Below are 22,532 nucleotides of genomic sequence, written 5' to 3'. Positions count from 1 at the left end.
TATAGAGAAAATATTTCCACCGCAAGCCTATAATCTCGGCGCAACAGTGGAACTGCTCTAACGGCTGTCCCGTAAAAGTTCTTCAACTTCAACACGTTGTGGGGCAGCCATGCCTCCACCGTGGCGGGTGCATTTCAGTGCTGCGGCGGCCGCGGCGAATCGCAGCGCCTCCGGCACCCCCTTACCCTCGGCAAGGCGGAGCGCGAAGGCGCCGTGGAAGACGTCGCCGGCGCCCAGCGTATCGACCGCCTGAACCGCGAAGGCCGGCGTCTCCTCGAGCTCGCCCGCCGCGTTCAGCCAGATCGTGCCGAGCGGACCGCGGGTCGCGGCGAGGAAGGCCGGCGTCAGCCTCGCCAGGCGCTTCAAGGCCTCGCCGTCATCGGCGATGCCGGCGGTCTCCTGCACCTGGTCGCTGGCGAACAGCAGGTGCGAGGCGGCCGTGAGCAGGCCGTCCTGTAACGACATCGCACGATCGACGCCGACGATGACGGGAATGCCGCGCAGGCGTGCTTCAGTGCAAAGGCCCACGCAGAACGAAGCGCAGCGGCTTTCGACGAGGAGCGCCCGGCAATCGGTGAGCAGCGCGTCATTGTCCGGCAGCTTCACGGTCCACAACGCAGGATCGCGATAGATCGTGAGCGTCCGCTCGCCCGAGGGCTCGATCATGATCGCCGAGACCGGCGTGGTCACATCAGGCATCCGCACGATATGCGCCGTCTCGATGCCTTCAGTTGCCATCCGTTCGAGGATGAAGCCACTCGATGTCTCCCGCGCATCGCCCATCGGCCCCGCAAACGAGACGCGGCCGCCGAGCCGTGCGATGGCGATCGCGGCATTGAGCGCGTTGCCGCCGCAAATCTCGGCGAGATGCGTGGCGTTCGCCTTGCTGCCGCGCGCGGGCATGGCCTCGACCCGAAAGGTCAGGTCGCGCACGGGGATGCCGATGCAGAGGATGCGCGGCGCGGTCCCGGCCATCGCGGGCCTCAGCTCAGGCGCCGCTCTTGTCGTGCACCCAGCGGCCAAGTAAATGATGCGCGATGGCGAAGGGATGCGGGCCCGCGAGCCCGTCGGGATGCGTCCGCGTCAGCATCAGGGCCGCCTCCTCGCGCGTGAACCAGCGCGCATCCTCCAGCTCCGAACGATCGACGACGATGTCCTCGCTCACGGCCCGCGCGCTGCAGCCGATCATCAGTGACGAGGGATAGGGCCACGGCTGGGTCATGTAATATTGCACGTCGGTGCAGCGGATCCCGGACTCTTCCAGGATCTCGCGGCGCACCGCGTCCTCGATGGTCTCGGCGGCCTCGACGAAGCCGGCAAGGCACGAATACATGCCGGGCGGAAACTGCTTCTGGCGGCCGAGCAGGCATTTGTCGCCGGAGGCGACGTGCATGATCACGACAGGGTCAGTCCGCGGAAAATGCTCGGCCTTGCAGGAAGGGCACTCGCGCTTCCAGCCGCCTTCCTTCATCGCGCTGCGCGTGCCGCAATTGGCGCAATAGCCGTGGCGCTGGTGCCAGCCGACCATCGACTTTGCCATCGCGATCGCCGACAGCTCGTCGGGCGGGATCGCGCCCTGCATCGCCATGCCGCGCAATTCGGTGACGGTGTAGTCCTCGCGGCCGACCAGTTTTTCGGCAGCGGCCTGCGACAGGCCCATGCCGAACATCGCGGCGCCGTCACGCAACCCTAGGAAGATCGTGCCGGGATTGGCGCCGCATTTCAGCGCCTCGTCGATCGAGAGCAGCGCGCGCGCCTTGTCGCCCTCGCGCTTCACCAGCAGCGAGTCGCGGTAGACGACATAGGCGCGCGAGGATGGCTTCTGCTCCATCGCGAACAGCTTTTCGTCGTCGCGGCGCAGATGCGCGGCGCGATCGAGGATGTTGGTGACGAAGGCCGGCTGTCCCAGCGGAAAGGCGTTGAATGCTGACATTTCTTGTTCTTTCAACCCAACCAGATCTTGCGGCGGAGCGCGCTGATGAAATTCTGCACTTCGGTGGCATCGTGCGCCAGTGGCGGCATCACGCCCCAGACCGGCCGCGGCCAGGCGGCGTCGCCGGTGCGGCGCGCGATGACGTGGACGTGAAGCTGCGGCACCAAATTGCCGAGCGCTGCGACATTGAGCTTGTCGCATTTGGTGATCTCCTTCAGCGCGCGCGAGACGCGGGAGATCTCGGTCATCAGCTGCGCCTGCTGCACCTCGTCGAGATCGATGATCTCGACCGCATCAGCACGCCGCGGCACCAGCAGCAGCCAGGGATAGTGCGCGTCCTTGATGACCAGCACCTTCGACAGCGGCAGATCGCCGATGTCGATGGTGTCCTCTTTCAGGCGGGAGTGCAGCGACCAGGTGGGTTCGGGCATATGCGTTTCCGGCTTGCCCGATGGGTCGGGCTTGGTTGGGTCCGACCATACGATACGGAGTCGGGGAGGGGAAGGTTGGGGCTCCGCCGCCACTGCATACGCGGTCGTCGTCCTGGACAAGCGGAGCTCTTGGCAACGCGTAGCGTTGTCCAGAGCGGCGCGCTGATCCAGGACCCATAACCACAGGGAGTAGTTATTTCGCGAGCCGGCAACTCCGAGTCTTCGCCAAACCCAATCCTGTGGTTATGGGTCCCGGGTCTGCGCTGACGCTTGCCCGGGACGACGACTGAGTTTGGGGCGGCGCTGGCGGCTAAGCTGCCTCACGCCTCCGCCAGCACCCGCGCATTGGCGCGGATCGAGGCTTCGCTGACGCGAATGCCGAGGCCGGGCCCATCGGGCACGACAACGTGACCCGCGCGGTTGGCGACGCGCTCCTCCAGCACGTCCTCGGTCAGCACGTGGTGCGGCATGTAGAATTCGCAGCCGAGCGAGATGCCCGGTGTCGCCGCGATCAGCTGCGTGCCCGCGGCTAGGCCAATGCCGCCCTCCCACAGCGTGCCGCCATAGCCGGGCAGGCCGGCGATGTCGGCGATCGCCATGATCGCCTGCGCCTCGAACAGACCGCCGGCCTTCATCAGCTTGATCGAGACGGCATCGGCCGCCTCGCGGCGCACCACCTCCATCATGTCGCGGCGATCGAAGCAGCTTTCGTCGGCGAGCACGGGCGTTTCCAGCGCCGCGGTGAGCTGCGCCATCACGTCGAGAAATTTTCGCGGCACCGGCTGCTCGATGAAGGTCGGCGCGAACTCTTCGACATCGCGCAGGATCTTGATGGCGCCGAACGGCGCCAGCGCCTGGTTGTAGTCGACGCGCAAATCGACCTTGTCGCCGAATTCCTTCCGGATCGCTTCGAGGTGGTCGAGGTCCTCGCGATGCGGCTTCACGCCGGTCTTGACCTTGTAGATGACGTTGCCGTCCGGAACCATTTTTCGCATGCGCTCGAGATCGGCGGCGAAATCGGGATCGGCGATTGAGAACGACAGCGGGATGGTGTCGCGCACGCGGCCGCCGAGCAGGTCGGCGACCGAGAGCCCCGACGCTTTGCCGACGATGTCGAGCAGCGCCATCTCGATTGCGACCTTGGCCTCGGCATGGCCGACCAGCGCGCGGTCGAGCTCGGCCATCAGAGCGCGGATGCGGCGCACCGGTTTGCCGAGCACGATGGGGCGCAGATAGATATCAAGCGCGGAGAATGCGGCCTCCGGCGTTCCCGTGAACACCTCCCATGGCGCCGCCTCACCCCAACCGACCACGCCGTCGCTCGACGTCAGCTCGATCAGCACACGCTTCACCGTGCCCTTGACGTTGCCGACGCCCTGCAGGCGCGCCATCTTGATCGGGCTCTCGATCAGGAACAGCCTGAGACGTTCGACGGTTGCTTCGGTCATGTCAGGCCTCCGTTGACGTGCCAGACCTGGCCGGTGACGTAGGACGCCTTCGGCGACGCCAGGAAGGCGATGATTTCTGCGACCTCCTCGGGCCGCCCGCGGCGGCCCATCGGGATCAGCGCTTCGGTCGCGGCGATCTGCTCGGGCGACAGTCGGCTCTCGCTCGGCTTGTCCTTGACGATGAGACCGGGCGAAACCGCGTTGACGGTGATGCCGTCTTTCGCGAGTTCCATCGCGGTGAGCCGCACCAGTGCTTCCAGAGCGGAACGGCTCGCAGCCGTCGCCGCGAACGGCGCAAACTCGGGCCGGATCGCATGCGCGACGAAGGACGACACCGCCACGATCCGCGCATCGCGCCCCGCGCGTAGCAGCGGCAGCGCGACGTCAATGAGACGCGTGAAGGCCAGCGCCGATTCGTCCATCGCCTGCCGGAATTGATCCGCCGGCGTGCCGATCGCGCTGCCGCGGCGGGCATGGCCGCCGACCAAAATCAATCCGTCGAGCCGGCCGAACGCGGTTTGCGTGGCCGCGATGGCGTCGGTGACGGCTGCTTCCTCGGCAAGATCGCCGAGGCATTTTGCGACCCCAGCGCCTTGCGCTTGAGTCTCCGCCGCGGTCGCGTCGAGGCCGGCCGCGTTGGAGCGCGTGTGCAGCAGAAGCGCGGTGCCGGGCGCCGCGAGCAGTTTTGCGGTGGCGCGGCCGATGCCGCTGGCAGCGCCGGTGACGAGATAGACGCGATCGATATCGGGCATCACTGTGCTGTGGTGGCCGGCGGCAGCGCGCCGGTGCGGTGGAAATGGCTGAGGAAGGCGCGCGTGGCGGCTTCCTGCGGATTGTCGATCACCTGTCGCGCTGGACCTTCCTCGACCACGACGCCGTCGCGCATGAAGATGAGACGGTCGGCAACCTCGCGGGCAAAGGCGATCTCATGGGTCACGATCACCATCGTCATGCCTTCGGAGGCCAGTTGCTGGATCACGTTCAGCACCTCGCCGACGAGCTCGGGGTCGAGCGCCGAGGTCGCCTCGTCGAACAGCATGACATCAGGCTCCATCGCGAGCGCGCGCGCGATCGCGACGCGTTGCTTCTGGCCGCCGGACAGCGTCGCCGGATACTGGTCGGCCTTTTCCGCAAGGCCCACCTTGGCGAGCTGCGCACGGGCGAGCTTCTCGGCGTCCGCCTTGGCCATGCGCCGCACCGTGACCGGTCCCTCCATCACGTTCTGCAGCGTCGTCATGTGCGGGAACAGGTTGAAATGCTGGAACACCATGCCGGTGGTGGCGCGGAACCTTGCCAGCGTCTTCACATCAGGAAGTCTTGCGCCATCGCCGAAGGCAAAGCGCGTGTCGCCGACGCGCACGCTGCCGCCATCGGGCACGACCAGCAGGTTGATGCAGCGAAGCAGCGTCGACTTGCCCGAGCCCGACGGGCCGATCAGCGCCACCACGCCGCCCTTGGCGACGTCGAGATTGATGTTCTTCAGGACCTCGTTGCTGCCGAAGCTTTTGCGCAGGCCGCGGATTTCGATTTTTGACGTCTCGCTCATTCGCTGACCGCCAATCGCTTCTCGCCGCGGCGGACGAGGATGGTGAGCGGGATCAGGATCGCCGCATAGGCGACCGCGACCGCAGTGTAGGTCTCGAGCGGCCGGTAGCTGTCATGGGCCGCGACCTGGCTCTGGTAGACGAGGTCCGGCACTGCCAGCACCGAGACCAGCGAGGTGTTCTTGAACTGGATGATCGACTGGTTCATCAGCGCCGGGATCATGCGCTTGATCGCCTGCGGCAGCACGATGCGCCGCATGGTCTGGAGCGGCGTCATGCCGAGCGCGGCGCCGGCTTCCGACTGCCCGCGGTCGATCGAGATGATGCCGCCGCGGATGATCTCCGAATAGAACGAGCCGCCATAGAGCGAGAGCGCCAGCGCCGAGGCCGTGATCGGCGTCATCTCGACGCCGGCGAGAATCGGCAGCGCGTAATAGAACCAGATCAGCTGCACCAGGATCGGCGTGCAGCGGAACGCCTCGATGAAGGTGAGCGCGAGAAGACGCAGCGCCTTGAACCGCGACAGGGTGCCGAACGCCCCGAGCAGGCCGAACAGCAATCCGCACACCACGATGATCACAGTGAAGCCGACGGTGACGCCAAGCCCGTTGAGAAAGAGCCAGCGATAGCTCCAGAGGATGCCGAAGTCCCACTGATACATGCGTGTGTTTTACTCGTCGTATGCCTTGGCCGCTGGCATCGTCGTTCCGGGGCGATGCGAAGCATCGAACTACCTCGAGATTCCGGGTTCTCGCTTTGCGAGCCCCGGAATGACGAAAGTGGAAACTTACAGCGAAACGCCCGGCGGAATGTCCGCCTCGGTCACGCCCACCAGCTCCATGTTGGTGATGATCGCGTTGCGGATGAAGCCGAGGCCCTTGTTGAAGTCGATCCAGGTGTTGACGTAGTCGCGGAAGGTCTTGTCGGTCTCGCGGCGGAAGCCGGCATTCGACGTCGTCGCGAAGATCGGCGTCGGCAGCACGAACTGGCCGAGCGAGGGGTTCTTCTTCAGCACGGTCAGCGACAGCATGGTGATCAGGCACTGCGCGTCGACGCGGCCGGTCTGCAGCGCGGCGGTGGCGTCATCGGCGGTCTTGAGCCGCGAGATCTGCGCCTTCGGCGTCAGGCGGCTGACGACCTGGTCGTGCGAGGAGCCCTGGTCGACGGCGATCTTGACGTCGGGCGAGTTCAGCTCGGCCCAGCTCTTCGGCTTGAAGTCCTTCTTGCAGAGGATGCCGAAGGCGTTGTTGAAGACCGGCACCGAGAAGTCGACCACCAGCGCGCGCTTCGGCGTCGGGTTGAGGCCGAAGAAAATGTCGATCTTGTTGGACTGCAGGTCGAGCACCGAATTGCCCCAGGTGGTTTCGGTGATCTCGAGCTCGGCCTCCATGTCGTCGGCGAGGCCTTTCGCAATGTCGATGTAAAAGCCCTTCCACTGGCCGCTGGCGAGGTCCTTCATGTAATAGGGCGCGCCGCCGCCGACGGCGCCGATCCGCATCTTCTTGGTGCGGCGGATGCGGGCGAAGGTCGATTCGTTCGGGTCGGCCGCCGTCTGCGCCACCGCCGGCGAGGCCAGCGCGGCTGCGGTCATCGCGCCAAGGCCGACAATCGATGCAACATCACGACGTGTAACCATTGGGATCAATCGCTTTTCTGGTTGGGTGGAGTTCCGGCAGCGTTCTTACCAAGCTGGCCTTGGCAGTGAAAGCACAGCCTATCGGCTGGGCAGACCGGGGAATTGCCCGGATGCTGGGCAAGATCAAGTGGTTCGGGCTGATACCCGCTTGCTTTCCCGTCCTTTTGGCCCCAAATAGGGATCGGGAGATTGGCGGTGGACGAGCCACTCGCCAACCGGGTCAGGTCCGGAAGGAAGCAGCCCTAACGAGGTCCGGATCGGGTCGCTCGTCAGTCTCCTACCTGTTTTTTCGAGCAAATTGCGCCGGCGGGCTTGCCGCCAGCGCGCTCCTTTCCGCAAAAGCCGGCCAACAGACATTTCATTGCGGATCGACTGATGACCGACGCTGGCGCCCCCGAGAGTTCCGATAGCGCCAGCCAGGCCGGCTTTGCCCTCGGTGCCCAGCCGGGCACGCCCTATCGGGTCCTGGCGCGCAAATATCGCCCCTCCAGTTTCGACGATTTGATCGGCCAGGAGGCCGTGGTCCGCACCGTCTCCAACGCGTTTGAGACCGGACGTATTCCGCAGGCCTGGATCCTCACCGGCGTCCGTGGCGTCGGCAAGACCACCACCGCGCGTATCCTGGCCCGTGCGCTCAACTACGAGATGCCGGACGGCTCGGTGAAGGGGCCGACCATCCACATGCCGACCCTCGGCGTGCATTGCCAGGCGATCATGGAAAGCCGGCACATGGACGTGCTGGAGATGGACGCGGCCTCGCATACCGGCGTCGACGACGTTCGCCAGATCAATGACAGCGTGCGCTATGCGCCGGCGAGCGCCCGCTACAAGGTCTACATCATCGACGAAGTCCACATGCTGTCGACGGCGGCGTTCAACGCCTTCCTGAAGACGCTGGAGGAACCGCCGGAGCACGCCAAGTTCGTGTTCGCGACCACCGAGATCCGCAAGGTTCCGGTCACCGTGCTGTCGCGCTGCCAGCGTTTTGACCTGCGCCGCGTCGAGGCCGACGTGCTGATGAAGCACCTCGCCAACATCGCGGCGAAGGAAAGCGTCGAGATCGAGCCCGAGGCGCTCGGCATCATCGCGCGCGCCGCCGAGGGCTCGGTGCGCGACTCTCTGTCGCTGCTCGACCAGGCGATCGCGCATGCGGCCGGCGCCGTGAAGGCCGATGCGGTCAGGCAGATGCTGGGGCTCGCCGACCGCACCCGCGTCATCGATCTCTTCGATTCGCTGGCGCGCGGCGACATCGCGGCCGCCTTCAAGGAATTCCGCGACCAGTACGACGTCGGCGCCGATCCCATCGTCGTGCTCTCGGACCTCGCCGAGTTCGTCAACTTCGTCACCCGCGTGAAGATCGTGCCGGCGACCGCCGACAACGTTGCCTATGGCGAGACCGAGCGGGTGCGTGCGCGCGAGTTCGCCTCGAAGATCTCGATGCGCGTGCTGTCGCGGATGTGGCAGATGCTGCTCAAGGGCATCACCGAGGTGCAGGCCGCAACGCGCCCCGCCGCGGCCGCCGAGATGGTGCTGGTGCGCATCGCCTATGTCGCCGACCTGCCGACGCCGGACGAGGCGATCAGGATGCTGGAGCAGAACGGCGGCGGCTCGCCGGTCGTGAACGGCGGCGGCGGCGCTGCGCGCAGCGTGCCGGCCGCGCCGATGGCCTCCGCAGCGCCGGTTTCTGCGGCGCCAGTTCGCATGCCGACATCCTCGCCCACTGCGTTCGGCGGCGGCGCCCGTCCGCAGATGGTGGCGCCCGCGCCGGATCCGCAAGCGGCGGCCCCCCAGCTGCGCATCACCAGCTTCACCCAGCTCGTCGCGCTCGCCGGGCAGAAGCGCGACCTCATGACCAAGGGTGCTCTCGAAGGCGACATGCGCCTCGTTCGGTTCGAGGAGGGCCGGCTGGAAATCGCGCTGGAGTCCAACGCCTCCAAGACCACCATCACGGAGCTCGCGCGTAAATTCGAGCTGTGGACCGGCCGGCGCTGGACCGTCATCGTCTCCAACGAGCAGGGCCAGCCGACGTTGCGCTCGGTGAGCCAGGCGGCCAAGCAGGAACATGCCCGCACCGCCGAGGCCGATCCGCGCGTGCAGGAGGTGCTGTCGCGCTTCCCCGGATCGAAGGTCGTTGAGGTCCGCAGGCTTGCCCCCGAGGCGCCGGAATCCAATATTAACGCCGACTATGGCAGTGACGATCCGCCCGACGGTTCCGACGGCGACGACGATCTCTGAGCCAGGTTTAAGGACAGACACCGATGGCTGATTTTCTCGGCATGATGAAGCAGGCGGCACAGCTGCAATCCAAGATGCAGGAGATGCAGGAGCAGCTCGCCAACGTGGAGGTCGAGGGCATCTCCGGCGGCGGCCTCGTCGCCGTGCGCATGACCGCCAAGATGGACGTGAAGGGCGTCAAGATCGACCCCTCACTGATGAAGCCCGAAGAGCGCGAAGTGCTCGAGGACTTGTTGGTCACCGCCATGGGCGATGCCCGCCGCAAGGCGGAGACGGCGATGCAGGAGAAGATGCAGTCGCTGACCGGCGGGCTCGGCCTGCCGCCGGGGCTGTTCGGCCAATAAGATGGGCGCGGTTGCGGGTCCCGAGATCGAGCGGCTGGTGCAGCTTCTCGCGCGGCTGCCGGGCCTTGGCCCGCGCTCGGCGCGGCGCGCGGCGCTGCATCTGATCAAGAAGCGCGAAGCGCTGATGATGCCGCTGTCCTCGGCCATGCAGGTCGCGCTCGACAAGGTCCAGGTCTGCAAGACCTGCGGCAACATCGACACGCAAAATCCCTGCACCGTCTGCACCGATCCGAAGCGTGACCCCGCGATCATCGTCGTCGTCGCCGACGTCGCCGATCTCTGGGCGCTGGAGCGCGCCAATGCGACCCAGGGGCGTTACCATGTGCTGGGCGCGACATTGTCGCCGCTCGACGGCGTCGGCCCGCAGGATCTCACCATCGACGCGCTGGTCGCGCGCGCCCATGATTCGCAGGTGCACGAGATCATCCTGGCGCTGAACGCCACCGTCGACGGCCAGACCACGGCGCACTACATCACCGACCTGCTTCAGGACGCCAACGTAAAAGTAACCCGGCTGGCCCATGGTGTGCCTGTCGGTGGCGAGCTTGATTATCTCGACGAAGGTACGCTATCGGCCGCGATGCGGCAGCGGACCCTGTTCTAGCTATCCTACAGACCTCACGGAACGGACGACATGACGAAACTTTTCGCCACACGATTGGCTTTGGTCGCGACGATGGTGATGCTGGCGAGCCCGGCGATCTCCGCGCAGCAGGACGACGGGGCGCCGCCGACCCCCAAGCCCGGCAAGCCGATCAACACCGGCGAGGTGCTGTCCGGCGAGTTGACCGCCTTGAAAGTGCGCGACGTCAAGAACGCCGGGAAGCGGATCGCGACCTACCAGATCACGTCCCAGCCGCGCCGCCTGCCGCCGCCGAATGGGCTGTGCAATCTCGAGACCGGCCCGGAGACCTTCCAGCTCGTCACCTCCAGCGACGCCCAGGCGACGCAGCTGAAATCGTTCGTCGGCAAGGAGATCTCGGTCAAGGTCGATGAGGTCGCCTGCGCCAGCGATGCCGGCCAGATGAGCGAGGCCGTGATCACGAAGTGGAGCCTGGTGAAGAAGCAGTAGGCGGGCGCCTCAAGGCGAGCTGCCGTAGGGTGGGCAAAGCGAAGCGTGCCCACCCTTCCCTCGAATTCCTGGCGCGATGGTGGGCACGGCGCGTTGCGCCTTTGCCCACCCTACGGACCGAGGATCACACCCTCACCGGCCCCAGCGACTCAAAGTGCCCGCGCTTCTGCAGCCAGGTCAGCAGTATCAGGCTCGGGATCGCCACCAGCACGCAGATCGCGAAGAACAGCGGCCAGCCGGTCGCTTTCGCAACATACCCCGCGACCGATGAGAGATAGGTACGCCCCACGGCGGCGAGCGCGGTGAGCAGCGCGTATTGCGTCGCCGTGTGCAGCGGGTTCTGGCACAGCGCCGAGAGATAGGCGACGAAGATCACCGTGCCGATGGCGCTGGTGAAATTCTCACAAGTGATGGCGAAGGCGAGCGCCCATTGGCTCGTGCCGACGAAGGCCAGCCACGAGAAGGAGAGGTTGGCGAGCGCCTGCACCACGCCGCCGATCCACAGACTGGTTGCAAGCGAATAGCGCCGCGCGACGAAGCCGCCGGCAAAGCCGCCGATCAGCGTTGCGGCCAGGCCGACGCCTTTCACGATCGCCGCATAGTCGTTGCGGGAGAAGCCGAGGTCGATGACGAACGGCGCGGTCATGGTGCCGGAGAACGCGTCGGTGAACTTGAACAGCACGACGAAGGCGAGAGCGGCGAGCGCATCCCTGCGCGACAAAAATTCCGAGAAGGCGCCGATCGCGGCGTGCAACACGCGCGCGAATGCGCTCTCGGCTTGCGTCGCGGCTTCCGCCCGCACCGATTGCTCGGGCTCGGTCGCGGCCAGCGCCGTGATGGTTCCGATCAGCACCATCGCCGCCATCACCACATAGCCCCACATCCAGGCCGACGTGCGGGCAAGACCGGTGCCCTCGAAGCCGGATACGATGAACAGTGCGCCCGCGGTCGAGACCAGCATGCCGATGCGATAGGCCGCGACGTAGGACGCCATGCCGGCGGCCTGCTCGCTCTCCGGCAGGCTCTCGACGCGGAAGGCATCGACCACGATGTCCTGTGTCGACGACGTCGTCGCCACCAGCAGCGCGCCGAGCGCGACGTAGAACGGCGAGCGCGCGGGATCGGTGAGCGCCAGCAGCAGGATCGCAATGATCAGCAGCAATTGCGAGAACAGCAGCCAGCCGCGCCGCCGTCCAAACGCGCGCGTGAACAGCGGCACATGCAGCGCATCCACCAGCGGCGCCCACAAAAATTTCAGGGTGTAGGGCGTGCCGACGAGTGCAAACAGCCCAATGGTGCCGAGATCGACCCCGGCCTCGCGCATCCACACCAGCAGCGTCGAGCTCGACAATGCCAGCGGCAGTCCCGAGGAGAAGCCGAGGAACAGCACGATCAGCACCCGCGGCTGCAGGTACACGGCAAGGCTGTCGCGCCAGGAGGCGGGAGCGTCGGAGGTGGTGGCAGTTCCGGAGGTGGCGTCGGGGGCTGTCATGGGGAGGTGTTAGCAGATTCTGGGGGAAAAGACTCTGCGGTAGCTGATGAGACGGGAGAACCCTCGACACTCTCGGTGTCATCGTCCGCGAAGGCGGACGATCCAGTAATCACCAGCGTTCCGGCTGAATCACAACCGCCGCGGAATACTGGATGCCCCGCCTTCGCGGGGCATGACGGTGTGTCTTGATCTCACTCTCCCGCCTGCAGTTTCCTCGGAAACAGCTCGGGCGTGCCTGACGCCACCAGATGCGGGCCTTCGGGCGCATCGGCCTTGCTGAAATCGAGCTCCTCGATTCGCCCCGCGCGCTTCTCGATCTTGTCGGCGGAGATCAGCACCTGGCGGACGTCCTCGTTCACGTCGGCAAAATGCTTCTGGAGTTTCAGCACGCGGTCGCGCAGGCGTCCCAAATCGTCGCCGAGCTTGATCACCTCGGTGCGGATCTGGTCGGCGGCGTCACGCATGCGCGCGTCCTTCATGATCTGCTGCATCACCTGGATCGCGAGCATCAGCAGCGAGGGCGACACCAGCACGACACGGGCGCGATAGGCCTTCTGGATCACGTCGTCGAAGCCATCGTGGATCTCGGCGTAGACCGATTCCGACGGCACGAACATCAGCGCCATCTCCTGGGTTTCGCCGGCGACGAGATATTTTTCGGCGATGTCGCTGACATGCTTCATCACGTCGCCGCGCAGCCGCTGCGTGGCGATGCGCCGCTCCTCGTCGGTGCGGGCGTCGTGCAGTGCGGTCATCGCCTCCAGGGGAAACTTCGCGTCGATGCAGAGCGGGCGCTGGTCGGGCAGGAACACGACGCAGTCCGGCCGCTTTCCCGTCGAGAGCGTGAACTGGAATTCGTAAGCCCCCTTCGGCAAGCCATCCTGGACGATCGCCTCCATCCGCGCCTGGCCGAAGGCGCCACGCGACTGCTTGTTGGCGAGCACGTCGCGCAAGGTCGTCACCTGCGTGGTGAGGTCGGTGAGGTTCTTGTGGGCGCTGTCGATGATGCCGAGCCGCTCATGCAGCGCGCGCAGGCTCTCCATGGTGTTGCGGGTCGTGTGTTCCATGGACTGGCCGACGCGATGGGTCACCGAATCCAGCCGCTCGTTGACCGCGCGCGCCATCTCGGCCTGGCGGCCGGCCAGCGCCTGGGTCATGGCGTCGACCCTCCCTGAGGATTCGCTCTGGGCGCGCAGCACCTCGCTCAGGCGCTCCTCCAGCTCGTCGGCCCGGATCGCGTGCGCCATGGCGAGTTCCGCGCCGTGCCGCCCGGATCGCGCGACCACGACGGCAATCACCGCCAGCAAGATGAGGACCAGGACGCCGAAGCCGATCAGCGCATCGATGGTGCGCACCGGCCAGTCGCCAGCCAGGAAAATAATCTCGTTCATGGCAGTCCTTCTAGCCGATTCGCGAGGATGCGCGAACGAAGAGGGAACGCCGACGGTTAACGGCCCCCTAATTTTTATGGTTAACGAAAGATGAAGTTTTATGGTTAGCGAAGGGTTAACGGGGTTCCTCGCCGGATTGACCGCATCCGGCCTGGGGCTTAAATCGCGGCCATGGCCCTCAGAGAAATCATCATCCTGCCCGACAAGCAGCTGCGTCTGGTCTCCAAGCCGATCGAGAAGGTCACGCCGGAGATCCGCAAGCTTGCCGACGACATGTTCGAGACCATGTACGACGCGCCCGGCATTGGCCTGGCTGCGATCCAGGTCGCGCAACCGCTGCGGCTGATCACCATGGACCTCGCCAAGCGCGACGAGAACGGCGAGACCACGCCGTTGCCGCGCGTCTTCATCAACCCCGAGATCCTCGCCTCATCGGAGGAACTCTCGGTCTACGAGGAAGGCTGCCTGTCGATCCCCGAATATTACGAGGAGGTCGAACGTCCCGCGAAGGTGCGCGTGCGCTACACCGATCTCGACGGCAAGGTGCACGAGGAGGACGCCGAAGGCCTCTACGCCACCTGCATCCAGCACGAGATCGACCATCTCAACGGCGTCCTGTTCGTCGACTATCTGTCGAAGCTCAAGCGCGACCGCGTGATGAAGAAGTTCGAGAAAGCCGCCAAGCGCGCGGAATAAGTTGTAATCGACTGGCGTTGCCGCACGCTCCCTGCGCGCCCTCCCCCCTTGTGGGGGAGGGCGGGGGAGAGGGGTAGCCCAGAAGGTGGTCTAACCGGGGCGAAGAACCCAATCCGCGCTCATATCGAGAGAGCGCGTCGTGTGGCACCCCCCTCCCTAGCCCTCCCCCACAAGGGGGAGGGAACGCAGCGAGTTCTGTTGATGCCCCTCCGCCTCATCTTCATGGGCACGCCCGATTTCTCCGTGCCGACGCTGCTCGAGCTGGTCGCGCACGGCCACGAGATCGTGGCCGTCTATACCCGCGCGCCGAAGCCCGGTGGGCGGCGCGGTTTGCAATTGCAGCCGACGCCGGTTGAAGAGGCCGCGCGAAAACTCGGCATTCCCGTGCTGACGCCGAAGACATTGAAGACGCCGGAGGCGCTGGAAGAGTTCAGCGCCTTCGACGCCGATGCGGCCGTCGTCGTTGCCTATGGCATGATCCTGCCGCAGGCGATCCTCGATGCGCCGAAGCTCGGCTGCTACAATCTGCACGCTTCGCTGCTGCCGCGCTGGCGCGGCGCCGCGCCCATCAACCGCGCCATCATGGAAGGCGATGCCGAGAGCGGCGTGATGGTGATGAAGATGGATGTCGGCCTCGATACCGGCGACGTCGCGATGGCCGAGCGTCTGGCGATCACCGACAACATGACCGCGGTCGACCTGCACGATCGGCTCTCCCGTCTCGGCGCCGACCTGATGGTGCGTGCGATGGCCGCGCTCGCCCGCGATGGCCTCCAGCTGAAAAAGCAGAGCGAGGACGGCGTCACCTATGCCGCCAAGATCGACAAGGCCGAGGCGCGAATCGACTGGACGAGGCCCGCGCGCGCTGTGCTGCGCCACATCCACGGCCTGTCGCCGTTCCCCGGCGCATGGGCGGAGCTTGCGGGCGTCACCGAGAATGCGCGCGTAAAGATCCTGCGCTGCGAGCTGGCGAAGGGGGCGGGCGCACCCGGCGAGGTGATCGACGATCAGCTCACCATCGCCTGCGGCGAGGGCGCGATCCGCATCGTCGAGCTTCAGCGCGAGGGCAAGGGCCGGATGCAGGCCGCGGATTTTCTGCGCGGTGTGCCCCTCAAAGCAGGCGCCCACTTCAACTGACACTGTCATACCCCGCGAAGGCGGGGTATCCAGTACGCCGAGACTTCTCGGCTGAATAGAGATGTCTCGGAGTACTGGATCGCCCGGTCAAGCCGGGCGATGACACCACCCGGATTGCGATGCCCCGCTACAAGCTCACCATCGAATATGACGGCGCGCCGTTCTTCGGCTGGCAGGTGCAGGACACGCTGCCCTCGGTGCAGGGCGCGCTGGAAGCGGCCGTTAAGGCGATGACCGGCGCGGATTTGCGCGTGCACGGCGCCGGCCGCACCGATGCCGGCGTGCACGCGCGCGGCCAGGTCGCGCATGTCGATATCGAGAAGCAGTTTCCGCCGGGCCGCTTTCGCGACGGCCTCAACGCCCATCTGCGCCCGCATCCGATCGCGGTGCTGGAGGCGGAGATCGTCCCGGATACCTTCGAAGCACGCTTCTCGGCCGTCAAACGCCACTATCGCTACCGCGTGATCAACACCCGCGCCAATCTCGCGCTCGACGTCGGCCACGCCTGGCGCGTGCCGCGCAAGCTCGACGCCGATGCGATGCATGCGGCGGCGCAACGCCTGCTCGGCAAGCACGATTTCACGACCTTTCGCGACACCGAGTGCCAGGCCAAGTCGCCGGAGAAGACGCTCGACCAGCTCGACGTAGAGCGCTGTGGCCGCGAGATCACGATCCTCACCTCGGCGCGCTCGTTCCTGCACAGCCAGGTCCGCTCGATGGTGGGCTCGCTGGTCTGGGTCGGCGAAGGCCGCTGGACCGCGGACGATCTGTCCGCGGCGCTCGCGGCGCGCAACCGCGCGGCCTGCGGCATCGTCGCGCCGCCGGAGGGGCTGTATCTGATGAAGGTGGATTATTGAGGGGGCGAGCGCAGAAATCGAGCGCTCTCAGCCCACCGTCGGTGTCATGCCCCGCGAAGGCGGGGCATCCAGTACGCCGCGGCTTCTCGGATCAATCACCGGCGCTGGTGGAATACTGCATCGTCCGCCCCAGTGCGCAAGCGCGAAGGCGGACGATGACAGCGGTGTTTGTGGCCGCCGCGCGCCCTACCCAAAATACCGCGTCAGTATCCCGCGATACACCTGCGTCAGCTTCTGCAGGTCCACCACCGGCACGCGCTCGTCGACCTGGTGCATGGTCTGGCCGACCAGGCCGAACTCGATCACCGGGCAATAGCTCGAGATGAAACGCGCGTCCGAGGTGCCGCCTGAGGTCGACAGCTCCGGCTTGCGCCCCGTCACCTCCTCGATCGCGGAGACCGCGAGATCGGTGAACGGGCCGGGCTTGGTCACGAACACGTTGGAGTTCGAGGGCTCCCAGACGATGCGGGCCTTGATGCGGTTGCCGCAGGCCTTTGCGAGGCGCGTCTCGACCAGCTCGCGCAGGCTCGCCTGGGTGTGGTTGTCGTTGTAGCGGATGTTGAACTTGGCGCGCGCCTCGCCGGGGATGACGTTGTTGGCCTTGTTGCCGACGTCGACCGAGGTGAATTCGAGATTAGAGGCCTGGAATTGCGCGCTGCCATGATCGAGCGGCTCGTCGGAGATCGCGACGATCAGCCGCGAAATATCAGGCACCGGATTCGCCGCACGATGCGGATAGGCGACGTGGCCCTGCACGCCGTCGACATAGAGCGTCCCGGATTGCGAGCCGCGGCGGCCGACCTTGATGGTGTCGCCGAGCGTCTCGACATTGGAGGGCTCGCCGAGCACGCAATGGTCGAATTTTTCGCCGCGCTCGGCGGCCCACTTCAACAGCTTGATCGTGCCGTTGATCGAGACGTCTTCCTCGTCACCGGTGATCAGGAACGAGATCGAGCCCTTTCCATCCGCGCGCGGCCTGCCGCCGTTCGCGGCGAGATGCTCCAGCACCGCGGCGACCGAGCAGGCGATGCCGCCCTTCATGTCGACCGCGCCGCGGCCGTGCAGAAAGCCGTCCTTCACTTCGCCGGAGAATGCGCCAACGCTCCAGGCGCTCTCGTCGCCGGGCGGCACCACGTCGGTATGGCCGGCGAAGGTGATGTGCGGGCCTTCGCTGCCGATCCGCGCATAGAGATTCTCGACGTCGGCCGTGCCGGGCTCGGAAAACGTCACGCGGTGGCAGGTGAAGCCTGCTGCGTTGAGGGCCTGTTCAAGCACCCCGAGTGCACCGGCGTCGGCCGGAGTTACCGAGGGGCAGCGGATGAGATCGCGGGCAATGGAGAGGGCATCGGTCATGAGCCCCGCTTAACATGCATGCCGCCGGGTGGGCTAGCACTGGGCGGGACAATTTCGATCTCGCGGCTCTGGTCCCAGCTCTTCGCTGGGCCCGAGGCCGATGCCGAGCCGTCCTCGACCTCGGCGAGCGGATCGGGGCCGAACCGGTTGTGGCCCGAGGTGCCGGGCCGGCAGAACATTTCGACGAGGCCCCACAGCCACAGCAGCGAGGCGGCCAGGTTGAACGAAAATATCCAGCTTGATTTGGGCAGCAGGTCGGCGAACTGGCTGAACAGGCCGGGCATGAAGAAGAACGGAACGATCCACCAGCCGCTCCTGTCGCGATCGTGCAGCCGCTTGATCGCCGTCGCGAGATAGATCCAGAAGAACAGCGCCATGCCGCATGCCCTGAGGATCGCGGCCGCGAGATCGGCGGATGCCAGCGCGTGGGAGGCGCGGGGATCGACCAGCTTGAAGAGGTCGTCGAGACCGAAGTCGAAATCGATCTCGATGCCGAGCTTCAGGGTGGACCTCGTCCCTGCGACGATCCCGATGACTTGACCTGCGATCTCCAGCAAGCCCGCCAGCAGTGCGACGATCAGCAGCGCCTGCCACAGCAGAGCGCGGTTGATGCGGCCGTCGAAGCGGAAGAGGTACCAGGTCCAGTCCATGCCAAGGGCTCCGGGCGGGAGGAGCCGCCCGAAGATTGGTCGCGATGGAGGGAAGGAGGGTTCGATGGGCCCTCGGTGTCGTCCCATAGTGCGCAATTGCGCACTAGGCCGGGACGACGATGGAGAGGCAGTGTGCGCCGATTAATCCCGCAGCAGCTCGTTGATGCTCGTCTTGGACCGCGTGCGCTCGTCGACGCGCTTGACGATGACCGCGCAGGCGGTGCTCGGGCCGATCTGGCCGTTCTTCATGGGCTTGCCGGGCAACGCGCCGGGCACCACGACGGAATATTCCGGCACTTCGCCGATGAAAACCTCGCCGGTCTCGCGGTCGACGATCTTGGTCGAGGCGCCCAGGAACACGCCCATCGCCAGCACCGCGCCCTTGCGCACGATCACGCCTTCGGCGACCTCGGAGCGCGCGCCGATGAAGCAATCGTCCTCGACGATCACGGGCTCGGCCTGCAGCGGCTCGAGCACGCCGCCGATTCCGGCGCCGCCGGAGATGTGCACGCGCTTGCCGATCTGCGCGCAGGAGCCGACGGTGGCCCAGGTGTCGACCATGGTGCTCTCATCGACGTAAGCACCGAGATTGACGAAGGACGGCATCAGCACGACGTTCTTGGCGATGAAGGCCGAGCGGCGGACGACCGAGCCCGGCACCGCACGAAAACCGGCGTCGCGAAAACGGTTCTCGCCCCAGCCTTCGAACTTCGAGGGCACCTTGTCCCACCAGGTCGCCTTGCCGGAACCGCCGGGGATGACGCCCATGTCGTTGAGGCGGAAGGAGAGCAGCACGGCCTTCTTCAGCCACTGATTGACCTTCCACTTGCCATCAGTGCCGCGCTCGGCAACGCGCGCCTCGCCCTTGTCCAGAATCTCCAGCGCCTGGTCCACGGCCTCGCGCACTTCGCCCTTGGTCGCGGTCGAGATGCCGTCGCGCGCGTCAAAGGCGCTGTTGATGGTGGATTCGAGGGCGGACAGGGACATCGGGATTTCCTCTTCGAAGCAGGGATTTTGATGGCATTGGGGCGCTTTTTCGGGATTTGGAGGGACGGAGTCAAGGCTGGCCTCGCTGTCATCACCCGCGAAAGCGGGTGATCCAGTACGCCGCGGCAGTCGTGATAAATCGAGATGGCGGTGATTACTGGATACACCGCCTTCGCGGGGTATGACCCCTCGTTGGGGCTACGGGCTCACCGCGACAACCCGCCCAAAAACCCCGTCAGATCATCCGTGACGTGGTCGACATGGGCGGCGTCCCGGCCCTCCAGTTCCCAATCCTCGCGCACCACCTCCTTGGTCCCGTCGGGCACCACCAGCACGGTGGTCATGCCGAGCTGGTGCGGGACGGTGAGGTTGCGGGCGAGGTCCTCGAACATCGCGGCGCGGGTCGGATCGACCGCATGGTCGGCGAGGAATTTCCGATACGTCTGCGGCGCGGGCTTCGGCTCGAACCCGGCGGCGATGATGTCGAACACGCCGTCGAAATGGCCGACGAGGCCGAGCCGCGCCAGCACCGCGTCGACATGGTCGACCGAGCCGTTGGTCAGGATCAGTTTTCGTCCCGGCAATTTTGCGATGGCCTCGCCAAGCTGCGGGTTCGGCTCCAGCGGCGAGTGGTCGATCTTGTGGACATAGGCGAGGTAATCGTCGGCGCGGACGCCATGCAGGGTCATCATGCCGCGCATGGTGGTGCCGAAGCGCAAATAATAGTCCTTCTGCAGCTTCCGCGCTTCCACCGGCGTCACGTTCAGCCAGCTGGACACGAACTCGGTGATCCGCACATCGACCTGCTGCCACAGATTGACGTGATGCGGATACAGCGTGTTGTCGAGGTCGAACACCCAGGTGTCGACATGGGTGAAGGCGCGGGGAGTGGTCATTTCAAATCTCTATCTGTTGAGCATGGCTGCGGCCCCGCCCTCAATCGTCGTCCTGGCGAAAGCCAGGACCCATACGTCGTGACCGATCTCTGGGGCACTCCGGTCATCGTTCTTCGCCAAACCCAATCCTGGGGTAATGGGTCCTGGCTTTCGCCAGGACGACGACCGAGTGTGCGGCAACATCATCTCACATCACGGCAGCGCAAAGCGCAGCGTCTTGCCGCCGCTGCTCATATCCACCGCACCAAACCCCGTCGCCACAAAACCGCGCGCGCCGCAATCGGTCTGCTCAACGGTCTCGAACTTGGTCTCGCGCGTGCAGAGCTGCCGGTCGCCGCCCCAGTTCAGCGGCTTGTCCTTCAGCTTGATGATTCGATTGTCGGCGTCGATGGCTTCCGCGAAGCTGAAGATCTGTTTCGGCTGGCCGGTCACGTCGGGATGCAGGCACGTCTTGGGATCGATCCGATACCAGCCGCGGCTCGTCACCGCCTTGCCGTCGTCGGTGGCGACCGCCGCCATCACCTTGTGCGGCGTGTCGTTGCACCAGGTCAGGCCGCTCGTGGACGGCGCCTGCGCGGCATCGACCATGGTCTTGAACAAGTTCGGCGAGGAGACGACGTCGGAGGACAGCCCGCGGCTCTTCAGGAACGCCGCCAGCGCGCCTTGCGTCTTCGGTCCGTCGACGCCGTCGATGGCGCCGATGTCATAGCCGGCGATCACCAGCAGCCGCTGGATGCCGGCAAGGCGGGCCTGCTCGTCGTCATATTCGGAATCCTCGGCGAGATAGGCGACGAAATTGCCGTCGGCGCCTTGCGTCGGCGTGATCTGGGTAAAGGCGGCCTGGGTCTGACCGCTGCGGCATTGCCGCGCCGCCGCGATGACGAAATTGTCCTGCGCCACGCACAGCATGTCGCTGCCGTTCTGCGGGATCGGGGACGCGCCATAGACGCCGAGCGCGCGGGCGTTGAGCAGGATGCGGTCGGCGGTCAGCGTGCCCTGCACCACCACGCGGCAGGTGGCGGGATCGATCCTGAACCAGCCGCGCGTCGCGGTCGCCGCCTTGTCGTCGATGCCGATCGCGGCCTCCACGACATAGGACATGCGGTTGCAGATCTTCAGGTCGGCGAAAGCAGGCGCGGAGGAGACGACGAACGAGACGGCGGCGGCCGGCAGCGTCATCAGGAAACGGGTGAGGACGGAGCGGCGTCGTGGTCTCGACCTCCCCCCGTCATGCCCGGCCTTGTGCCGGGCATCCACGTTCTTGGCGCGGGACGAAAGATCGTGGATGGCCGGGACAAGCCCGGCCATGACGGCTTTCGTGGGTGGCGCCTCTTGCCTCACTTGTGGATCAGCGTGCCCGTGCCCTGGTTGGTGAAGAGCTCGAGCAGCACGGCGTGCTGCATCTTGCCGTCGATGATGACGACGCCTTCGACGCCCTGTTCGAGCGCGTAGATGCAGGTCTCGACCTTCGGGATCATGCCGCCGGAGATGGTGCCGTCGGCGATCAGCTTGCGCGCGTCCTTCACCGAGAGCTGCGGGATCAGCTTCTTCGACTTGTCGAGCACACCGGGCACGTCGGTGAGCAGCAAGAGGCGCTTGGCCTTCAGGGCGCCGGCAACGGCCCCTGCGAAGGTGTCGGCGTTGACGTTCAGCGTCTGGCCGTCCCTGGAGGTCGCGAGCGGCGCCAGCACCGGGATCAGCTCGTAGCCGATCAGCTGGTTGAGCAGCGTGAGGTCGACCTTCTCGGGGTCGCCGACGAAGCCGAGATCGATTGCCTTCTCGATGTTCGAGCCCGGATCGATGATGGTGCGCGTCGTCTTCGACGCCTTCACCATGTTGCCGTCCTTGCCGGAGAGACCCACGGCCTTGCCGCCGGCTTCGTTGATGTAGCCGACGATCTGCTTGTTGACCGAGCCGGCGAGCACCATCTCGACGATCTCGATGGTCGCGGCATCGGTGATGCGCAGGCCGGCTGCGAATTCCGAGACGATGCCGAGGCGCTTGAGCATGGTCGCGATCTGCGGTCCGCCGCCATGCACCACCACCGGATTGATCGCGGTCTGCTCCAGCAGCACGATGTCGCGCGCGAAGTTCTTCGCGGTCTCCTCGTCGCCCATGGCATGGCCGCCATATTTGATGACGATGGTTTCCTCGTCATACTGCTGCATGTGCGGCAGCGCTTCGGACAGGATGCGGGCCTGGTCGAGCGGGGAGATGTCGGTCATGTCACGGTCTCGCTGGCGGGTCGGTCGGTGCGCGTTCTATCCGATTGGCGGGCGGGGCGCAAAGTGATGTTCTTCCCTTCTCCCACAAGGGGCCTGTTGCGTAATCCGCCAGTTGTGATTCCCTAGGGCAAAGCCTTGGGGGAATGACGATGGCGGTGAAGCGGACAGGACAGCCGAGCTTTGTGGAAGCGCTGATGCCGAAGGG

The 22,532-nt window shown here is 65.7% G+C and carries 23 protein-coding genes and 1 other RNA gene; 8 read left to right on the top strand and 16 right to left on the bottom strand.

Features of this window, described 5'->3' with window-relative positions:
* Window positions 1-57: 57 nt before the first annotated feature.
* The 8 genes from RAD15_RS42135 to RAD15_RS42100 form a co-directional block, all read right to left on the bottom strand.
* Window positions 58-975 (bottom strand): sugar kinase, encoded by a 918-nt coding sequence (locus RAD15_RS42135; RefSeq protein ID WP_458184584.1) that lies wholly within the window; start codon window positions 973-975, stop codon window positions 58-60.
* A gap of 13 nt (window positions 976-988) precedes the next feature.
* Entirely contained in the window at window positions 989-1,933 is a 945-nt protein-coding gene (gene nudC, locus RAD15_RS42130; protein ID WP_458184583.1) for an NAD(+) diphosphatase, read from the bottom strand.
* Between the two features lie 11 nt (window positions 1,934-1,944).
* On the bottom strand, window positions 1,945-2,364 hold the full coding sequence (locus tag RAD15_RS42125; RefSeq protein WP_458184582.1) for an HIT domain-containing protein: 420 nt from the start codon (window positions 2,362-2,364) through the stop codon (window positions 1,945-1,947).
* A 320-nt stretch (window positions 2,365-2,684) separates the two neighbouring features.
* Window positions 2,685-3,812 (bottom strand): muconate cycloisomerase family protein, encoded by a 1,128-nt coding sequence (locus RAD15_RS42120; protein WP_458184581.1) that lies wholly within the window; start codon window positions 3,810-3,812, stop codon window positions 2,685-2,687.
* A complete protein-coding gene (locus RAD15_RS42115; protein WP_458184580.1) occupies window positions 3,809-4,564 on the bottom strand; it encodes an SDR family NAD(P)-dependent oxidoreductase in 756 nt (251 codons plus the stop codon). Before RAD15_RS42115 ends, RAD15_RS42120 begins: the two co-directional genes overlap by 4 nt.
* Complete coding sequence (locus RAD15_RS42110; protein WP_458184579.1) at window positions 4,564-5,358, bottom strand: amino acid ABC transporter ATP-binding protein; 795 nt, start codon at window positions 5,356-5,358, stop codon at window positions 4,564-4,566. The genes RAD15_RS42115 and RAD15_RS42110 overlap by 1 nt, the downstream gene beginning before the upstream one ends.
* Window positions 5,355-6,017 (bottom strand): amino acid ABC transporter permease, encoded by a 663-nt coding sequence (locus tag RAD15_RS42105; RefSeq protein ID WP_458184578.1) that lies wholly within the window; start codon window positions 6,015-6,017, stop codon window positions 5,355-5,357. Before RAD15_RS42105 ends, RAD15_RS42110 begins: the two co-directional genes overlap by 4 nt.
* Window positions 6,018-6,143: 126 nt before the next feature.
* On the bottom strand, window positions 6,144-6,992 hold the full coding sequence (locus RAD15_RS42100; RefSeq protein WP_458184577.1) for a transporter substrate-binding domain-containing protein: 849 nt from the start codon (window positions 6,990-6,992) through the stop codon (window positions 6,144-6,146).
* Window positions 6,993-7,176: 184 nt separating this feature from the next.
* Here RAD15_RS42100 and ffs point away from each other — a divergent pair.
* From ffs to RAD15_RS42075, 5 genes are all read left to right on the top strand, one after another.
* Window positions 7,177-7,273: signal recognition particle sRNA small type (ffs, locus tag RAD15_RS42095), an RNA gene on the top strand.
* A 94-nt stretch (window positions 7,274-7,367) separates the two neighbouring features.
* Window positions 7,368-9,227 (top strand): DNA polymerase III subunit gamma/tau, encoded by a 1,860-nt coding sequence (locus RAD15_RS42090; protein WP_458184576.1) that lies wholly within the window; start codon window positions 7,368-7,370, stop codon window positions 9,225-9,227.
* 23 nt (window positions 9,228-9,250) lie between these two features.
* Window positions 9,251-9,571, top strand: a complete 321-nt coding sequence (locus RAD15_RS42085) for a YbaB/EbfC family nucleoid-associated protein (protein WP_458184575.1) — start codon at window positions 9,251-9,253, stop codon at window positions 9,569-9,571.
* Window position 9,572: 1 nt separating this feature from the next.
* Window positions 9,573-10,175 carry a recombination mediator RecR gene (gene recR, locus RAD15_RS42080; protein ID WP_458184574.1) on the top strand — a complete coding sequence of 201 codons (603 nt, stop codon included), beginning with the start codon at window positions 9,573-9,575 and terminating at the stop codon, window positions 10,173-10,175.
* Window positions 10,176-10,205: 30 nt separating this feature from the next.
* Entirely contained in the window at window positions 10,206-10,643 is a 438-nt protein-coding gene (locus RAD15_RS42075; RefSeq protein ID WP_458184573.1) for a hypothetical protein, read from the top strand.
* A 124-nt stretch (window positions 10,644-10,767) separates the two neighbouring features.
* Here the strand turns inward: RAD15_RS42075 and RAD15_RS42070 are convergent, their stop codons facing one another.
* Together RAD15_RS42070 and RAD15_RS42065 are read right to left on the bottom strand one after the other, a co-directional pair.
* Window positions 10,768-12,135 (bottom strand): AmpG family muropeptide MFS transporter, encoded by a 1,368-nt coding sequence (locus RAD15_RS42070; protein WP_458184572.1) that lies wholly within the window; start codon window positions 12,133-12,135, stop codon window positions 10,768-10,770.
* Window positions 12,136-12,326: 191 nt separating this feature from the next.
* Window positions 12,327-13,526, bottom strand: a complete 1,200-nt coding sequence (locus tag RAD15_RS42065; RefSeq protein ID WP_458184571.1) for a DNA recombination protein RmuC — start codon at window positions 13,524-13,526, stop codon at window positions 12,327-12,329.
* A 171-nt stretch (window positions 13,527-13,697) separates the two neighbouring features.
* On the opposite strand from RAD15_RS42065, the gene def reads away from it, so the two are divergent.
* The 3 genes from def to truA all read left to right on the top strand — a co-directional run bounded on the left by def (window position 13,698) and on the right by truA (window position 16,216).
* The gene (def, locus tag RAD15_RS42060; RefSeq protein WP_458184570.1) at window positions 13,698-14,222 is read left to right on the top strand and encodes a peptide deformylase; all 525 of its coding nucleotides are present in this window, start codon (window positions 13,698-13,700) and stop codon (window positions 14,220-14,222) included.
* 201 nt (window positions 14,223-14,423) lie between these two features.
* On the top strand, window positions 14,424-15,359 hold the full coding sequence (gene fmt, locus RAD15_RS42055; RefSeq protein ID WP_458184569.1) for a methionyl-tRNA formyltransferase: 936 nt from the start codon (window positions 14,424-14,426) through the stop codon (window positions 15,357-15,359).
* A gap of 119 nt (window positions 15,360-15,478) precedes the next feature.
* Complete coding sequence (gene truA / locus RAD15_RS42050) at window positions 15,479-16,216, top strand: tRNA pseudouridine(38-40) synthase TruA (RefSeq protein WP_458184568.1); 738 nt, start codon at window positions 15,479-15,481, stop codon at window positions 16,214-16,216.
* Between the two features lie 186 nt (window positions 16,217-16,402).
* Here truA and dapE read toward each other — a convergent pair whose 3' ends face one another.
* From dapE to argB, 6 genes are all read right to left on the bottom strand, one after another.
* Window positions 16,403-17,569 carry a succinyl-diaminopimelate desuccinylase gene (gene dapE, locus RAD15_RS42045; protein WP_458184567.1) on the bottom strand — a complete coding sequence of 389 codons (1,167 nt, stop codon included), beginning with the start codon at window positions 17,567-17,569 and terminating at the stop codon, window positions 16,403-16,405.
* Window positions 17,566-18,219: a DUF805 domain-containing protein gene (locus tag RAD15_RS42040; protein ID WP_458184566.1), complete on the bottom strand. Its 654-nt coding sequence runs from the start codon at window positions 18,217-18,219 to the stop codon at window positions 17,566-17,568. The genes dapE and RAD15_RS42040 overlap by 4 nt, the downstream gene beginning before the upstream one ends.
* Before the next feature lie 141 nt (window positions 18,220-18,360).
* On the bottom strand, window positions 18,361-19,206 hold the full coding sequence (dapD, locus tag RAD15_RS42035; RefSeq protein WP_458184565.1) for a 2,3,4,5-tetrahydropyridine-2,6-dicarboxylate N-succinyltransferase: 846 nt from the start codon (window positions 19,204-19,206) through the stop codon (window positions 18,361-18,363).
* Between the two features lie 206 nt (window positions 19,207-19,412).
* Window positions 19,413-20,102, bottom strand: coding sequence for a pyrimidine 5'-nucleotidase (locus RAD15_RS42030; protein WP_458184564.1), 690 nt, complete (start codon window positions 20,100-20,102; stop codon window positions 19,413-19,415).
* 192 nt (window positions 20,103-20,294) lie between these two features.
* Window positions 20,295-21,281, bottom strand: a complete 987-nt coding sequence (locus RAD15_RS42025; protein WP_458184590.1) for a DUF1036 domain-containing protein — start codon at window positions 21,279-21,281, stop codon at window positions 20,295-20,297.
* Window positions 21,282-21,439: 158 nt separating this feature from the next.
* Window positions 21,440-22,327: an acetylglutamate kinase gene (gene argB / locus RAD15_RS42020; RefSeq protein ID WP_247524440.1), complete on the bottom strand. Its 888-nt coding sequence runs from the start codon at window positions 22,325-22,327 to the stop codon at window positions 21,440-21,442.
* Window positions 22,328-22,532 lie beyond the last annotated feature (205 nt).

The organism is Bradyrhizobium sp. 14AA, from assembly GCF_054185205.1.
The sequence above is the reverse complement of the archived record's forward strand: the minus strand, read 5'-3'. Positions and strand labels throughout refer to the sequence as shown.

Excerpts from the sequence above, each read along its gene's own strand:
- RAD15_RS42135 (WP_458184584.1), bottom strand. The coding sequence starts at position 975 with ATGGCCGGGACCGCGCCGCGCATCCTCTGCATCGGCATCCCCGTGCGC.
- nudC (WP_458184583.1), bottom strand. The coding sequence starts at position 1,933 with ATGTCAGCATTCAACGCCTTTCCGCTGGGACAGCCGGCCTTCGTCACC.
- RAD15_RS42125 (WP_458184582.1), bottom strand. The coding sequence starts at position 2,364 with ATGCCCGAACCCACCTGGTCGCTGCACTCCCGCCTGAAAGAGGACACC.
- RAD15_RS42120 (WP_458184581.1), bottom strand. The coding sequence starts at position 3,812 with ATGACCGAAGCAACCGTCGAACGTCTCAGGCTGTTCCTGATCGAGAGC.
- RAD15_RS42115 (WP_458184580.1), bottom strand. The coding sequence starts at position 4,564 with ATGCCCGATATCGATCGCGTCTATCTCGTCACCGGCGCTGCCAGCGGC.
- RAD15_RS42110 (WP_458184579.1), bottom strand. The coding sequence starts at position 5,358 with ATGAGCGAGACGTCAAAAATCGAAATCCGCGGCCTGCGCAAAAGCTTC.
- RAD15_RS42105 (WP_458184578.1), bottom strand. The coding sequence starts at position 6,017 with ATGTATCAGTGGGACTTCGGCATCCTCTGGAGCTATCGCTGGCTCTTT.
- RAD15_RS42100 (WP_458184577.1), bottom strand. The coding sequence starts at position 6,992 with ATGGTTACACGTCGTGATGTTGCATCGATTGTCGGCCTTGGCGCGATG.
- RAD15_RS42090 (WP_458184576.1), top strand. The coding sequence starts at position 7,368 with ATGACCGACGCTGGCGCCCCCGAGAGTTCCGATAGCGCCAGCCAGGCC.
- RAD15_RS42085 (WP_458184575.1), top strand. The coding sequence starts at position 9,251 with ATGGCTGATTTTCTCGGCATGATGAAGCAGGCGGCACAGCTGCAATCC.
- recR (WP_458184574.1), top strand. The coding sequence starts at position 9,573 with ATGGGCGCGGTTGCGGGTCCCGAGATCGAGCGGCTGGTGCAGCTTCTC.
- RAD15_RS42075 (WP_458184573.1), top strand. The coding sequence starts at position 10,206 with ATGACGAAACTTTTCGCCACACGATTGGCTTTGGTCGCGACGATGGTG.
- RAD15_RS42070 (WP_458184572.1), bottom strand. The coding sequence starts at position 12,135 with ATGACAGCCCCCGACGCCACCTCCGGAACTGCCACCACCTCCGACGCT.
- RAD15_RS42065 (WP_458184571.1), bottom strand. The coding sequence starts at position 13,526 with ATGAACGAGATTATTTTCCTGGCTGGCGACTGGCCGGTGCGCACCATC.
- def (WP_458184570.1), top strand. The coding sequence starts at position 13,698 with ATGGCCCTCAGAGAAATCATCATCCTGCCCGACAAGCAGCTGCGTCTG.
- fmt (WP_458184569.1), top strand. The coding sequence starts at position 14,424 with ATGCCCCTCCGCCTCATCTTCATGGGCACGCCCGATTTCTCCGTGCCG.
- truA (WP_458184568.1), top strand. The coding sequence starts at position 15,479 with ATGCCCCGCTACAAGCTCACCATCGAATATGACGGCGCGCCGTTCTTC.
- dapE (WP_458184567.1), bottom strand. The coding sequence starts at position 17,569 with ATGACCGATGCCCTCTCCATTGCCCGCGATCTCATCCGCTGCCCCTCG.
- RAD15_RS42040 (WP_458184566.1), bottom strand. The coding sequence starts at position 18,219 with ATGGACTGGACCTGGTACCTCTTCCGCTTCGACGGCCGCATCAACCGC.
- dapD (WP_458184565.1), bottom strand. The coding sequence starts at position 19,206 with ATGTCCCTGTCCGCCCTCGAATCCACCATCAACAGCGCCTTTGACGCG.
- RAD15_RS42030 (WP_458184564.1), bottom strand. The coding sequence starts at position 20,102 with ATGACCACTCCCCGCGCCTTCACCCATGTCGACACCTGGGTGTTCGAC.
- RAD15_RS42025 (WP_458184590.1), bottom strand. The coding sequence starts at position 21,281 with ATGACGCTGCCGGCCGCCGCCGTCTCGTTCGTCGTCTCCTCCGCGCCT.
- argB (WP_247524440.1), bottom strand. The coding sequence starts at position 22,327 with ATGACCGACATCTCCCCGCTCGACCAGGCCCGCATCCTGTCCGAAGCG.